The 14741-nt window shown below is 60.2% G+C and carries 15 protein-coding genes; 4 read left to right on the plus strand and 11 right to left on the minus strand.

The genetic code is table 11. From position 1 onward, the window contains the following. Window positions 1-70: 70 nt before the first annotated feature. The gene (locus AC13QY_RS30225) at window positions 71-544 is read left to right on the plus strand and encodes a VOC family protein (protein WP_488494394.1); all 474 of its coding nucleotides are present in this window, start codon (window positions 71-73) and stop codon (window positions 542-544) included. A 229-nt stretch (window positions 545-773) separates the two neighbouring features. Next, the gene (locus tag AC13QY_RS30230) at window positions 774-1517 is read left to right on the plus strand and encodes a metallophosphoesterase family protein (protein ID WP_488494395.1); all 744 of its coding nucleotides are present in this window, start codon (window positions 774-776) and stop codon (window positions 1515-1517) included. Window positions 1518-1573: 56 nt separating this feature from the next. On the opposite strand, the gene AC13QY_RS30235 is transcribed toward AC13QY_RS30230, so the two are convergent. The 5 genes from AC13QY_RS30235 to AC13QY_RS30255 form a co-directional block, all read right to left on the minus strand. Continuing rightward, window positions 1574-4732 (minus strand): efflux RND transporter permease subunit, encoded by a 3159-nt coding sequence (locus tag AC13QY_RS30235; RefSeq protein WP_488494396.1) that lies wholly within the window; start codon window positions 4730-4732, stop codon window positions 1574-1576. Window positions 4733-4755: 23 nt separating this feature from the next. Further along, entirely contained in the window at window positions 4756-5904 is a 1149-nt protein-coding gene (locus AC13QY_RS30240) for an efflux RND transporter periplasmic adaptor subunit (protein WP_113332468.1), read from the minus strand. A 60-nt stretch (window positions 5905-5964) separates the two neighbouring features. Beyond that, on the minus strand, window positions 5965-6573 hold the full coding sequence (locus AC13QY_RS30245) for a TetR/AcrR family transcriptional regulator (protein ID WP_113389268.1): 609 nt from the start codon (window positions 6571-6573) through the stop codon (window positions 5965-5967). A gap of 228 nt (window positions 6574-6801) precedes the next feature. Further along, the gene (locus AC13QY_RS30250) at window positions 6802-7281 is read right to left on the minus strand and encodes a hypothetical protein (protein ID WP_113354473.1); all 480 of its coding nucleotides are present in this window, start codon (window positions 7279-7281) and stop codon (window positions 6802-6804) included. A 117-nt stretch (window positions 7282-7398) separates the two neighbouring features. Further along, the gene (locus AC13QY_RS30255) at window positions 7399-7830 is read right to left on the minus strand and encodes an OsmC family protein (protein ID WP_004117925.1); all 432 of its coding nucleotides are present in this window, start codon (window positions 7828-7830) and stop codon (window positions 7399-7401) included. Window positions 7831-8186: 356 nt separating this feature from the next. Here AC13QY_RS30255 and AC13QY_RS30260 point away from each other — a divergent pair, with 356 nt between their 5' ends. Together AC13QY_RS30260 and dgoD are read left to right on the plus strand one after the other, a co-directional pair. Then, the gene (locus AC13QY_RS30260) at window positions 8187-8981 is read left to right on the plus strand and encodes a FadR/GntR family transcriptional regulator (protein ID WP_113420147.1); all 795 of its coding nucleotides are present in this window, start codon (window positions 8187-8189) and stop codon (window positions 8979-8981) included. Between the two features lie 30 nt (window positions 8982-9011). Continuing rightward, window positions 9012-10160, plus strand: a complete 1149-nt coding sequence (gene dgoD / locus AC13QY_RS30265) for a galactonate dehydratase (RefSeq protein WP_488494397.1) — start codon at window positions 9012-9014, stop codon at window positions 10158-10160. 324 nt (window positions 10161-10484) lie between these two features. On the opposite strand, the gene AC13QY_RS30270 is transcribed toward dgoD, so the two are convergent. From AC13QY_RS30270 to AC13QY_RS30295, 6 genes are all read right to left on the minus strand, one after another. Beyond that, window positions 10485-11201 (minus strand): Bax inhibitor-1/YccA family protein, encoded by a 717-nt coding sequence (locus AC13QY_RS30270; protein ID WP_112341769.1) that lies wholly within the window; start codon window positions 11199-11201, stop codon window positions 10485-10487. A 22-nt stretch (window positions 11202-11223) separates the two neighbouring features. Then, window positions 11224-11994, minus strand: a complete 771-nt coding sequence (locus AC13QY_RS30275; RefSeq protein ID WP_113389270.1) for an anti-sigma factor family protein — start codon at window positions 11992-11994, stop codon at window positions 11224-11226. After that, entirely contained in the window at window positions 11981-12520 is a 540-nt protein-coding gene (locus AC13QY_RS30280; RefSeq protein WP_113332473.1) for a sigma-70 family RNA polymerase sigma factor, read from the minus strand. The genes AC13QY_RS30275 and AC13QY_RS30280 overlap by 14 nt, the downstream gene beginning before the upstream one ends. Before the next feature lie 64 nt (window positions 12521-12584). Then, entirely contained in the window at window positions 12585-13508 is a 924-nt protein-coding gene (locus AC13QY_RS30285) for a bestrophin family protein (protein ID WP_113389271.1), read from the minus strand. A gap of 130 nt (window positions 13509-13638) precedes the next feature. Beyond that, a complete protein-coding gene (msrA, locus tag AC13QY_RS30290) occupies window positions 13639-14388 on the minus strand; it encodes a peptide-methionine (S)-S-oxide reductase MsrA (protein ID WP_113389272.1) in 750 nt (249 codons plus the stop codon). A 120-nt stretch (window positions 14389-14508) separates the two neighbouring features. After that, entirely contained in the window at window positions 14509-14718 is a 210-nt protein-coding gene (locus tag AC13QY_RS30295) for a SlyX family protein (RefSeq protein ID WP_069615920.1), read from the minus strand. Window positions 14719-14741: the final 23 nt, after the last annotated feature.

Here is a 14741-nt window from a genome sequence, read left to right on the forward strand (position 1 = left end):
ATTCCGCAATCCTGTCGGCTTTGCCGCTCCTCTTTCGTCCTTAGGGTACCCGACGAGAGAGGAGCACCCAATGTCCAAGATTGCCCCATGCCTGTGGTTTGCGCGCGAAGCCGAGGAGGCTGCGAATTTCTATGTTTCGCTCTTCCCCAATTCCCGGATCGATCACGTACAGAAGAACATTGTCGACATGCCCTCCGGCAAGTCCGATGAGGTTCTGGTCGTTACTTTCACGCTCGCCGGCCAGCGCTTCATGGCACTGAACGGCGGCGACCGCATCGAATACAATCATGCGATCTCGCTGGAGGTGGATTGCGCCGACCAGGCTGAGGTCGACCACCTTTGGGACGGCCTTGTCGATGGCGGCACGCCGGTGCATTGCGGTTGGGTGACGGATCGCTACGGCGTCTACTGGCAGGTCGTGCCGGCGGTGCTCCGCAAATATATCGCCGATCCGGATCCCGCCAAGGCCGCTCGCGTCATGCGAGCCTGGATGGGCATGGTCAAGCTCGACATTGCCGGGCTCGAAGCCGCCTATCGCGGCTGAGCGACCGTTCTGGGGATCGCGTTATGGACGAGGTCCGCCGAAGATGTTCTGAATTTCCCTGCAATTTCAGCGGTTCAGACCAATGCCTGTGCCCGTAAGACTTGCGGCGGATCGACGCTTGGAATACCGTCCACTATAGGCTCGCCACAGGCGGGTTTCTCGACACCATGTCAAGCAATTGGACTGCCGCGGCCGTTCAGGCGCGACCCGGCAGGAAACGGTCGATTTCATGCAGCATCAACGAGACCGCATCGATCTCACCGGACGTGATTACACGGCGATCTACGCGCTCAGCGACATCCATGGCTGTTATGATGAGATGATGGAGGCCGAAATGCGCATCATCGCGGATGCGCGCACCCTTCCCGGCCGAAAGCTTCTGCTGTTTCTCGGCGATTATGTCGATCGCGGCCCACGTTCCAGCGATGTCCTGGCGCATCTTAGCGCGCCGCCGCCTGAAGGCTTTGATCGCTATGCGCTTTGCGGCAATCATGACGACGTGTTCCTGCGCTTTCTGGACGATCCCGATACCAACATCCATTGGCTGGAGTTCGGTGCCTTGCCGACGCTCGCATCCTACGGCATCGACGCCAGACATATGCTCTTCGACCTAGGCTACAGCGTCGCGGAGCTGCGCGACATGACGCTTAAGGCAATGCCGGCAGCGCATGTCGACCTGCTGCGTTCGCTAACTATAGCTGTCACTTACGGCTCGATACTCTTCGTCCATGCCGGCATCATACCCGGCCTTCCTCTCAGTGAGCAGACGGATGAAGATCTGATGTGGATTCGTGAGCCGTTCCTGTCGGGCGGACCGCAATTGCCGCTGCTGGTGGTCCACGGCCACACACCAGGTTCGCATCCCGTTTTTGGTCTCAGCCGCATCGGTATCGATACGGCCGTTTCGATGGGCGGAACTCTGACGATCCTCAAGATCGCCGAAGGTAAACAGACGATCCTGCCATCGATCTGAACGGTTCAAACAAATATCCCGGCTCGAAGCCGGGATATTTGTTTCTTTCAGGTGCCTTACTCCGCCGCCACGGCCGGCGGCAGCTGGACCGTATTCCGCTCCTCCTCGTCGGCCTGCTCCTTGGCCGGCGGTTCGACCGACTTGCTCTTGGGCTCGCGGCCGAAGAACAGGGCGTAGCCGGCGGGCAGGACGAATATCGTCAGCACGGTCGCGACCAGAATGCCGCCCATCATGGCATAGGCGAGCGGGCCCCAGAAGACGCCGCGCGAGATCGGGATCAGCGCCAGCACGGCCGTCAGCGCCGTCAGCATGATCGGGCGGAAACGACGCACGGCCGAGCCGATGATCGCCTCCTTCCTATCCATCCCGGCCGCGATATCCTGGTCTATCTGGTCGACGAGGATGATCGAGTTGCGGATGATGATGCCGAGCAGAGCGATGACGCCGAGGATCGCGACGAAGCCGAAGGGCGCACCGCTGATGAGCAGAGCCCCTGCTGCACCGATAATGCCGAGCGGGCCGGTCGCGAGCACCAGCATCGCCTTGCCGAAGTGCTGCAGCTGCGCCATCAGCAGCACGACGATGATGACGAGCATGATCGGCGCCTTGGCGGCGATCGAGGCCTGGCTCTCGGCGCTGTCTTCGGCACCGCCCTGGATCTCGATCTTGTAGCCGGCCGGCAGGCTGTTTCGCAGATCGGCCATGTCGTTATAGAGCTTGGCCGTCACGTCGTTCGACTGCACATTGTCAGGCAGGGTCGCCCGGATGGAAATCGTCGGCAGGCGGTCGCGGCGCCATTCGATGCTCTGCTCCATGACGGGCACGATTTTTGCGACCTGTGACAACGGCACGAAACCGCCCGAATCCGTCGGGATATAGATCGAGTTCACCGAGGTCAGCAGATGGCGGCTTGCCTCCGGCTCGCGGGCAACGATCCCGACGGTTTCCTCACCCTCGCGATAATTGTCGAGCGTGAAGCCGGACATCGAGGCCTGCAGCATCTGGCGGATGCGCTGCGAGGTAACGCCGAGAACGCGGGCGCGATCCTGGTCGATCACCAGCTTCATGGCCGGCACCGGCTCGAGCCAGTCGTCATGGATGGCGCCGAGCAGCGGATTCTGGGTAAAGCGCTGCTTCACCTGGTCGGCAATGCGGCGAACCTCCTGCCGGTCAGGACCCATGACGCGCAGCTGTACAGGCCAGCCGGTGGGCGGGCCGAGGAACAGGCGGTCGACCTTGCCACGGACGGAGGGGAAATCCGCCGCCAGGATGCCGCGCATCTTGGCGATCAGCCGCTCGCGAGCCGGCTCGTCCTTGGCCATGACGAGCATCTGGGCATAGTTCGGGTTGGTGAGCTGCTGATCGAGCGGCAGGAAGAAGCGCGGCGCGCCCTGGCCGACATAGGTAGCGATGAAGCGCTTGTCCGGATCGTCGGCCATGCGGGCTTCCAGCGCTTGAGCCTGACGCTCGACTTCCTTGATGCTGGTGCCCTCAGGCAGCCAGAGATCGACCAGGATTTCCGGACGCGACGATTGCGGGAAGAAGTTCTGCGGAATGAACTGGAACGACCAGAGGCTGCCGATAAAGGCGGCAAGCGTCAGCAGCAGAACGATGACGCGGTGGCGTACGGCCCAGGCGACCGAGGAGTGCAGACGGCGATAGAAGCGCGTATCGAATACATCATGATGCTCGCCGGCATGGTGGCGCTGCTTGAGGATCATGTAGCCAAGCCATGGTGTGAAATAGACGGCCACGAACCAGGAAACGACGAGCGCGATGCCAACGACGTAGAAGAGCGTGCGGACATATTCGCCGGCCGTCGATGCAGCAAAGCCCACGGGGATAAAGCCGGCTGTCGTAATCAGCGTGCCCGTCAGCATCGGGAAGGCAGTCGAGGAATAGGCGAAGCTGGCGGCATCGAGCTTGACGAGGCCCTCTTCCAGTTTGCGCTCCATGAGCTCGACCACGATCATGGCGTCGTCGACCAGCAGGCCGAGCGCAATGATGAGCGCGCCGAGCGAAATGCGCTGCAGGTCGATGCCGAACTCGTACATGATGGCGAAGGTGGCGGCCAGCACCAGCGGAATGGCGATTGCGATCACCAGGCCGGAACGCCAGCCGATCGACAGGAACGAGACGATCAGCACGATGACGAGAGCTTCGCCCAGCGCATGCATGAACTCGCTGATCGCGTCGGTGACGACATCAGGCTGGTTGGCGATCTGATCGACCTGAACGCCGACCGGCAGCGAGGCTTCGAAGCGCTTATAGGTTTCCTCGACCGACTTGCCGACATCGGTCACCTTGAAGCCAGGAGCCATGACGACGCCGAGCTGAACGCTCGGATGGCCATTGTAGAGGAACTTGGCTGTATAGGGATCCTGCAGGCCGGCGGTGACGGTAGCGATATCGCCGAGACGAGTCACCTGCCCGCCGGCGTTGAGCCGCAGGTTCTTGATGTCCTCGATCTTGTTGACGTCACCCTCGACCGAAATACGCACGGAGCGCGTGCTCGTATCGACATTACCGGCCGGATCGACATTGTTCTGGCCGACAACGGCGTTCTTCAGATCGTTGAGCGTCAGCCCGCGCTCCGCCAGAACCTTGGAGGAGACGTCGATATAGATCTGCTCCGCCTGATCGCCGATGATGGTGGCCTTCTCGACGCCAGGCGTCGAAAGCAGCATGTCACGGGCCTGGATGGCGAATTTCTTCAGCTCCGGATAGGTGTAGCCGTCGCCGCTGATCGAATGCAGCGTGATGAAGGTATCGCCGAATTCATCGTTGAAATAAGGCCCAAGCAGGCCGGACGGCAGCTCGTTGCCGATATCGCCGACCTTCTTGCGGATCTGATAGAAGGCGTCCTTCACCTCGGCGGTGTTAGTGTCGCCCTTGATCTGGATGGTGGTGATGGCAAAGCCGGCGCGGGTGTAGGATTTGACCCAATCGAGATGCGGCGTTTCCTGTAGCTTGCGCTCGATCTTGTTGACCACCTGGTCTTCCATGTCCTGCAGGGAGGCGCCGGGCCAGACGGTCTGCACGACCATGACGCGGAAGGTGAAATCCGGATCTTCCTTCTGACCCATATGGGTCAGGCCGAGTGCGCCAGCGATGATGATGAGCCCGAACAGGAAGCGCGCGATGCTTGGATGGGCGATCGCCCAGCGCGACAGGTTGAAACGCTTCCTCTCGCCGGAGGTGCTGTTGATGGACATGACGTCGTCCCCCTCTATCCGGATCAGCGTACGATATCCGCCGAAGCGGCTTTGGTGTCTGCGGAGGCTTGCTGAGCACCGGCGCTCGGAAGCTTGACCTTCATGTTTTCGCTCATGAACTGGGTGCCGGCTGCAACGACGACATCACCGGTCTTGAGGCCATCGGCCACGCGCACGCCGTCATCGGAAAAGTCCGCGACCTTGATGGTCCGGGAATGCACGGTGCCGGCACTGCGGTCGACAAGCCAGACGATCTGCTGCCCGTCCCTCTGCGCAAGCGCGCTCAGCGGAATGGAAACATAGGGCTGCGTATTGTCGGCAAGCGCCTCGATCGTCGCGGTCATGCCAAGCAGAACGCGCGGATCGTTCGGCACGCTCACACGCACCGCGAAGGTGCGCGACTGATCGGCACTCCCGGACACTTCCCGCACCTTTCCATCCAGCACGAGCGCCGCGTCGGACCAGAAGCGCGCCTTGACGTCCTTGCCGACCTTGAACTGGGCGATGTCCATTTCCGGGACAGCGACCTGCACTTCCTTCTCGCCATCGACGGCAACGGTGATGACGGGTGTGCCGGAACTGACCACCTGGCCGACATCGGCATTGATTGCGGTCACGATACCATTCATGTCGGAGGTCAGGTCAGCATAGGCGACCTGATTCTTCGCCTCGGTCAATGCCGACACCGCGGAATCGCGCGTCGAAACGGCCTGCTCATAGGAAAGCTCCGCCTGCTCGAGCTGCGACTTCGAGGTGACATTCTTGTTAAAGAGCGTCTGTGCACGCGTGCGGGCAAGCTCGGTCGTCTGTACCTGCTTTTCGGCCGCATCCAGATCGGCCTGCGAGCGGCGCACGGCGAGGATATAGTCGGTGGCATCTATGCGGGCGATCACATCGCCGGGTTTTACTCTCTGGCCGATATCCACCTTGCGCTCGATGATCTTGCCGTTGACACGAAAGCCGAGATTCATTTCCGTCCGCGCGCGAACGGCGCCGGAATAGTCGAGCTTGCGTGTCGTATCAGCCTGGGCGATTTCGACGACCTTGACCGGCCGGATCACCTCCGCCGTCTCCTCTTTCTTCTCATTGCAGCCGGAAAGCCCGAGCCCCAAGGCTGCAAGTAGAACCGCACCGGCAGCGGCCCGTAGAGTGTTGGTCGTCAGCGAAACCATGTCGCTCTCCTAAAATCGAACAAAAAGTGGAAACACGCCGGCCATCCGGTGCGCGCATTGCTATTTCTTCAAAGCCCTGATGACGAATGCGATGATATCTTCGGGATCCGCCTGGTAGGATTTGGCAAGGCACTGGGCCACCATTTGCGGATGACAGAGATCGACGGTCGTCGCAGCGAAGCATTTGGCGGCAAGATGCGGGTCCTGTTCGGCGAATTCACCGGCAGCAATCCCCTCCGCGATGATTTCGGCGACCAGCGCCTGCGTACGCTCGATATGCTTTTCGATGACATGCCAGTCGCGCTCGATGGCGACGATGACCATCTCGTGAACCTTCTGCTCATCCAGCATGGTCTCCAATATCATCTTGTACTGAGATAGCGCGTAAGCCCGTAGCCGCTCGGTCGCGCTGATCGGCTGATTACGGATACCAAGAGCCATCTGATAGCTCTGGCCGAGCATGCGCCCGCAAAGAGCCTGGTGGATTTCCGTCTTGGAGCCGAAGAACCGGTAGATATTTGCCGTCGACATGCCGAGATCCCGGGCGATATCGGCGACGTTCGTCTTGCTGTAGCCATAGTGGCGAAACAGCTTTTCGGCGGCATCGAGAATGCGCGTGATGTTTTCCTGGCGGGCAGGATCGGCGCTAACGTCGGAAAGATCGAGCATAAGCAGGCCTGATGGTTTACGAGTGACGATTTTCAATTTTCGTCACTCGTAAACCATCAGAGCGCCGATGTCAATGAAGCCGACCACAACTTGGGCGGCTTTTAGATGCTATTCAATAAACCGAGAATGCGCCGGACTACTTGAAGCAACAGTTAAACGATCGACAACAGCCTCGCGGGGCGAAGCCGAAAGTGTCCGAAATTTTATCGCGGCACGGCCGCTGCGTTGTCAGGCGCTCAAGAGTGTCGGATGAAAACGTCGAAGGCTGAAAAAGCCGACGAAGACGATGACCACCAAAAGCGCCACCTGCGCCGCGAGAATCGGCGGCTCGTTTCCGGTGGGCGCCAGCGCATTGAGCTCCGGTATCTTCTGGAACGATTGAATGATGAGCACCAGACAGTTGAAGAACAACAACACGAGCGCGCCGATCACGAAAACGGCACGCCATATGCCGGCAAGGTGGAATGTGTAGCGCGCCAGCGCCGTCGGAATGAAGATCAGCAGACAGATAATGCCGACGATGATCGCCGGCGTCACGCCATGAAACGGGAACAGAAAACCCGTCAAGCTGGTGAGAGCCGTCGTCAGCATGTAGACGAGCGTCGAACGATTATGACGGTCGGCGGTGAGAAAGCCGTAGGCTACCACGATGCCGCTGATGATGGCGACCAAGCTGATGACGACGTGAATCAAGAGAATTCCAGACATTCGCCCCTCCAAGTGAGCATTGCATTTCGATGGAAATGACAGCCCAATGCCCCGAATGCGGAATATATACGAAACGCGCCGCGCCAGCCAGCGCGACGCGAAGGCCTTAGAGGCCGCTCAGGCGGCGTGAACTTCCAGAGAGATCGGAACGGAGGCAAGCGCCTTGGAAACCGGGCAGCCGGCTTTCGCCTTATTGGCAAGCTCGGTGAAGGTCGCTTCATCGGCGCCGGGCACCTTGCCGGTCAGCGTCAGGTGGATTGCGGTGATGGCGAAGCCGCCTTCGACGCTTTCAAGCGTCACCTTGGCCGTCGTCTCCATGCTTTCGGCGGTGAAACCGGCTTCATTGAGGATCAGCGACAGGGCCATGGTGAAGCAGCCGGCATGGGCCGCGCCGATCAGCTCTTCCGGATTGGTGCCGGCAACGCCTTCGAAGCGGCTGGCAAAACCGTAAGGATAGTGATTGAGCGCGCCGCTCTGCGTCGAGATCTGACCCTTGCCGTCCTTCAAGCCACCGGACCATTGAGCCGAACCTGTGCGATTGATCTGCATGTCGTCCTCCTTGTCGTTGAATGAATTCGGGAGCGGAACCGCCTCCCGTTGATGATCGACGGCAAGCGGCTTGACCGCCTGCATCGTCACCATAGTCCTTCTATCCGCCCAAGACGACGCCGCCGTAACAGCAGCGAGGCCGATTTCGAAAAGCATGGGACGAGGGATTGTTCCCGGATAGCCTCATCGAAGCCTTTTTAAATCATCATACAAGCATATTGCCAATGTATGATGATTGCCATATCATCGCGTTCACATGGTCGCGAAGCGCGATAAGGCATCGCCCGCATGGAAGCCCCTCTCGTCGAAAGAGAAGGTGTTCGGGAAAACATGCGAAACGGTGTGGAGGAGATAGGGTGGAATCGCTCGAAAGACAGGGGCACGACTCATCGGCTCAGCCCGGGCGTCGTCCGCGCGTGCGCAGAAACGTGACGGCGGCGATCGCCGAAGACATCTGCGCCGAACGCTATCCTTCCGGCTCGACCCTGCCGCGCGAAAACGATCTCTGCGAAATATACGGCGTCAGCCGCACGGTCATCCGCGAATCCCTCAAGGTGCTGGAGTCCAAGGGGCTCGTGCGTGGCAAGCCGCGCATCGGCACCACCGTTTGCGACAAGGATGACTGGAACATTCTTGACCAGGACGTGCTGGCATGGATGGGTCCCTATATCGCCGATTTCGATATTCTCGGCTCCATTCTCGAAGCGCGCCGCACCATAGAGCCCGCCGCTGCAGAATATGCGGCCGAGCGCGCCACGGCCCGCGAAATTGCCGACCTGGAGAGTGCATGGCAGCAGATGCGCGACAGCGGCGATGATCCGGAAGGCTTTACCGAAGCCGACGTGACCTTCCACAGCGTACTTCTGAGCGCCAGTCACAACCAGGTGTTCCGGCGCCTCTCCAGCGCCATGCATGCCGGCCTGAAATATGCTCTGCACGCCTCCAACGTCGCCGCCGATAGCCGCGACGAAGCGATTGCCGTTCACGGCGAACTTGTCGAGGCACTGCGCCTGCGCGACCGCGATGCCGCACGTGCCTGTGCCCATCGCATGCTCGATCTTGCCGCCCGCGATCTCGCTGTCGAACGACGGCTGGACGAAGGCCGGATAACCAATCCCGAAACCCGGAGATTTGCGGCCTCGCGCCGCTGACACAACCCAAAGCCAAACGGAATCATTCCCATGAAAATCACCAAGCTGACGACCTATATCGTTCCCCCGCGCTGGCTGTTCCTGAAGATCGAGACCGATGAAGGCATCGTCGGCTGGGGTGAGCCCGTGGTCGAGGGCCGTGCGCTGACCGTACAGGCCGCCGTGCACGAACTGGAAGACTATCTGATCGGCAAAGACCCTTTCCTGATCGAGGATCACTGGACCGTCATGTACCGCGCCGGTTTCTACCGCGGCGGCGCCGTTCACATGTCGGCGCTGGCCGGCATCGACCAGGCTCTCTGGGACATCAAGGGTAAGGCGCTGGGTCAGCCGATCCATTCGCTGCTCGGCGGTCAGGTGCGTGACAAGATCAAAGTCTATTCCTGGATCGGCGGCGACCGCCCCTCCGACGTCGCCAACAATGCCAAGGATGTGGTTGCCCGCGGCTTCAGGGCGATCAAGCTCAACGGCTGCGAGGAAATGCAGATCGTCGATACCTATGACAAAGTGGAGAAGGCCGTTGAGACCATCGCCACCATCCGCGAGGCAATCGGCCCCTATATCGGCATCGGCGTCGATTTCCACGGCCGCGTCCATCGTCCGATGGCCAAGGTACTCGCCAAGGAACTGGAACCCTACAAGCTGCTGTTCATCGAAGAGCCGGTGCTGTCGGAAAACCGCGAGGCGCTGAAGGAAATCGCCAATCATTGCTCGACGCCGATCGCGCTCGGCGAACGCCTTTATTCGCGCTGGGACTTCAAGTCGGTCCTGTCGGACGGTTATGTCGACATTCTCCAGCCCGACCTCAGCCATGCCGGCGGCATCACCGAATGCCGCAAGATCGCAGCGATGGCCGAGGCCTATGACGTGGCGCTCGCCCCGCATTGCCCGCTCGGCCCGATCGCGCTTGCCGCCTGCCTGCAGGTCGACGCCGTCAGCTACAATGCCTTCATCCAGGAACAGAGCCTCGGCATCCACTACAACAAGGGCAACGACATCCTCGACTACATCTCCAACAAGGAGGTGTTCCACTATGCCGATGGTTTCGTTTCGATCCCGCAAGGTCCCGGCCTCGGCATCGAAGTCGACGAAGCCTATGTCATCGAGCGTGCCAAGGAAGGCCATCGCTGGCGCAACCCCGTCTGGCGCCATGAAGATGGCAGTGTCGCTGAGTGGTAAGACCATGCTCGTCACCTGACGGACGAGAAACCGCATATCTCCAATGATGAAAGGCCCGATGGCAGCAGATCTGCGCTATCGGGCCTTTTCTTTAGACGGTGCTCTCTTAATCCGGCACCTTCCCCTTTGCCGCGTGGCGGCGAATATCGCTGCACATCCCGTGTGCCGTTCTCCCAAAAAAGTTGCGCCTGCAGTATCGGCGCAGATACTGCAGGCGCGTCATGCGTCTCAACAAGCCCCCAGGGAGACGCATTACCGGAGCATGATCACCAAAGGCGTGGAGTGCCCTTTAGCTCTGACCATGCTCAAGCAGGCAATTTCAAACTACTCTCGCTCGCCGGTGAAATTCAGCAGCAACTGGAAGATGTTGACGAAGTTCAGATAGAGCGACAGGGCACCGAAGACGGCGAGCTTCTGCTGCGATTCCTGATCGTAGTTTTCGGCATACTGCTCCTTGATGTTCTGCGTATCCCAGGCGGTCAGGCCGACGAAGACGACGATACCGATGATCGAGATGGCGAACTGCAGTGCGCTCGAACCCAGAAAGATATTGACGATGCTGGCGATGATGACGCCGAACAGACCCATCATCAGGAACGAGCCGATGTTCGAGAGATCACGCTTCGTCGTATAGCCGTAGAGGCTGGTCGCGCCGAACATGGTCGCGGCGATGAAGAAGGTACGCGCGATGCTCGTGCCGGTGAAAACCAGGAAGACGGAGGCCAGCGACAGGCCCATGACGGCACAGAAGGCCCAGAACATCATCTGCGCCGTGCTGGCCGACATCGACTGGATGCGGAACGAGAAGAAGAACACGAAGGCAAGCGGCGCCAGCATGACGACCCACTTCAGCGGGCTCTGGAAGATCGGCACATAGAGCGCCGGCGTCGTGCCGACGATCAGCGCGACGATGCCCGTCACGACAAGGCCGATACCCATGTAGTTGTAGACGCGCAGCATATGCCGGCGCAGCCCCTCGTCGAAGAGCGCCTGAGAGCCGGCGGCGGCTCCGTAGCCGTATCGCGGATTGGTCGGGTTCATGGTCGTTCTCCTTTAATCCAAACTAGTAGAGGCTGCGGGCAAGCTTTTCGGCATCGCCGTCAAGCTGACCCGCCTTGCCGTTGCCGATCAGCGCATAGGCGACTTCCCCGATCTGCCAATAGGCAGCCTGGACATCGTCACGCTTGATGTGACTGACATCCTGCACGGCGAAATTGCCCGGACGGACGGCAAACAGTGACAAATGTCCGTCTTCGCCGGCATCGACCATCATTTCGACGCTCGGACCGAATTCGGACGGATAGATTTGCGCATCGGTGACACGCCAGTCGCCCGGCAGCTGCGGCAAAATGATTGCCGTCGATGCGCGGATTTCATCCGGATTGTAATTTGCAGCCGCCGACTGCGGCTTGATTTCTTCGCGCACGGCCGTGGTCTTGTAGGCGCGCACCGCATCGTCGACGAAGGCTGGCGGCCGTGTCGACGCGCTGACCTCGCTCGCCGTAAAGGCGCCGAAGGACGTATGCGCAACCCAGCCGGTCGTGACCAGCACGGCAACGGCCGCAACACGCTGGAAAGAACCCAGCATACGGCCGTAGACCAGCCCGCGCTCCAGCCGCCGTGCGGCCTCACGCGTTTCCACCCGAACCACATGGCCTTCTCCGGCCAGGGCCATGCGCAGCTCACCGCGGATGCTCATATCGGCCATTACCTTGGCGGCGATCTCCGGATGCTCCGAGAGATAGGATTCCACCTCGACACGGCGCGCAAGCGTCAGTTCGCCGTCGACATAGGCGTCGAGATCGGTATCGATGATCGGATCAACGATTTTCATTGCCGCCTCCCTCGATAAGCCTGAGATGTGAAACCTTGGAGGTGGTTTCCTCGAAATGGCGCAGGCTCGCGCGAGCCCGGGCAATGCGGGACATCAGCGTGCCCAGAGGAATGCCAAGCGCTGATGCCGCCTCCTGATAGGAGAGATCCTCGATCGCCACGAGATGCAGCGCCTCGCGCTGCTCCTCGGGCAGACTGAAGAAAGCTTCGCGGACCTGGTTCAGGCGAACCGTGTGATCCTGCGATGCCGGCAATGCCGTTTCGAGGTCGGCCGCAGCCTCCTCGTGACGGCGGTTCAACGACTTCTTCTGGCGCAGGCGGTCGATATGCACATTGTGCAGGATCGATAGCAGCCAGGTGCGCAGATTGCCGTCGCGCCTGAAAGAAGCCTTGCGCTCATAGGCCTTGACCAGCGCGTCGTGCACCAGATCCTCGGCCTCGTCCGCATTGCGCACGAGCGAGCGGGCATAACGTCTCAGCGAACCGAGCTGCCCTAAAACATCGAATGTGCGTCCTTTGCGTTCCATACACCTATATACGGAAGCACTCCGGATTCTATTCCATCGCCCAGCGAATATTTTTTGCCGATTTTCACATCAGCAGGAAATCCTTGGGCTGCGGCAGCGGCGGCAGGTCGGTTTCTCCCAGCGCTTCGCGCAGATTGATCTCGATCGTATCCGCAAGCGCACCGATGGCGAGCGCATTGGGGCGATGGCCGAAAGGGTCTTCCAGTTCGTCGCCCAGCGCATCCAGGCCAAAGAAGGTATAGGCGATCAGGGCCGTCACGAAGGGCGAGCCCCAGCCGAGCGTATCGACATAGCCGAAAGGCAGCAGGAAGCAGAAGAGATAGGCGGTCCGATGCAGAAGCAGCGTATAGCCGAAAGGCAGCGGCGTATTGCGCAGCCGCTCGCAAGCGGCCTGGGCCGCGCCCATCTGCCCGATGCTGATATCCAGCATCTGATACTGGATATCCGAAATCGTGCCCAGTGCCTTCAATCGCGCCAGATCGGCAGACATGAGGCGCAGAATGAGATCGGGCTTGTTGCGGGCCGCATGGTAAAACTCCGCCTCGCTCGGAGTGAGCAGGCGGAGCACCTTGGCCTCGTCGCTGCCGGGCCGCAGAAGACAGACCAGCGCCTGTGCAAACGCCATGGTCAGGCGCAGCAGGTTCTTGCGCGCCTCGGCGCCCGGCTCGCCCGCGCTCTCCAGCACCAGCGTCTGCCGGGCGAAGCCACGCGCGAGATTGACGAGCTGCCCCCAGTCGCGCCGCCCCTCCCACCAACGGTCGTAGCAGGCATTGTTGCGAAAACCGAGGAAGATCGAAAGCGCGATACCGAGCAGCGATAGCGCCGAGCCGTTGAAGGAGACGATGACGTTCGGCCGCTCCTCATGGCCCCAGACGATCAATGCTGACAGCAGAAAGATGGCAATGATCTGCGGCAGGATACGCCGGATGATCGACCCACGAAGGATGAAGAAAAGCTGGAAAAGATTCGGCCGGTCGCGGACGATCATGGCGAAGCGCACTCTCGATGAATGTCAGGTGGCGCAGCAATACACCAGACGCGCTGAGAGTAATGAGCATTTCTTGCAAGGCGGCCGTGACCGGCGGGCATCGCTCGCCGGTTAGCTCATCGGCTATCGGTCAGTTCGCGCCGACGCTCGCGGTCACCAGAACCGGGTCGGGGCGATAATCCCTAGGAAAGAGATGCTCGAGGTTCTTAATCTTCGGCAGATCGTTGATGACGATGTACGGATACGTCGGATGCGTCGTCAGAAAATCCTGATGATAGCTCTCGGCGGCATAGAATTGCCGCGCCGGCTCGATCTTGGTGACGATCATGGCGTCGAAGACCTTGGCATGGTTGAGCTGATCGATATAGGCCTTGGCGATATCGGCCTGTGACTGGCTGGTCGGGAAGATAGCCGAACGATATTGCGTCCCGGTATCCGGCCCCTGATAGTTCAGCTCCGTCGGATCATGCGCCACTGAGAAATAGATCTGCAGCAGATGGCCATAGCTGATCTTGTGCGGATCGAAAACGATGCGCACGGATTCGGCATGGCCAGTGTCGCCACCGCTCACCATTTCATAATGCGCAGCATCCTTGCTGCCACCGGTATAGCCCGACGTCGCGCTGATGACGCCATTGACGTGCTGGAAGACGCCCTGCACGCCCCAGAAGCAGCCGCCGGCAAGCACCGCCGTCTCCGTGTTGGCGGAGGCTGCCTTCTCGTCCATGCTCGGCGCGGGAATGACACGTGCGTCCTCGGCCGAAGCACGGCCGACAAATTGCAACGCAACGCCGCCAAGCAACACTGCCGCCGTCAGGCCGGCGAAACGAACAAAGCGTGCTGAACGGAATCGGATCATGTCCGTCGATAAAATCTTCATGGTGATTTCCTCTCGACCGCGATGCAAATGCTCCGGTCACAAAGAAATACGGGAAGACAGGCTCTTTTGTTACACACGCCCGCGTGTAACACCGAAACGTGAATGACGCTGTGACCTGATTCAATAATGCGGCGGCTTGGTAATGGCCGGCGCTTCGAGCGATTGTTCCTCCAGCGTCAAAAACCGTTCGGTCAGCCGGTCAAGCTTCTGCCTGGTCTGTTCGACGACCTTCCATTGCTCGGCAATCTGGTCGGACAGCTCCTCGATCGTCTTGGCCTGATGGGCGACCGTCTCCTCGAGTTTGGTGATGCGGCTCTCTTCGTCTGACATAGCGGACCCCTTTCGCAAGGATC

This window comes from Martinezella sp. CNPSo 3795, assembly GCF_057784475.1.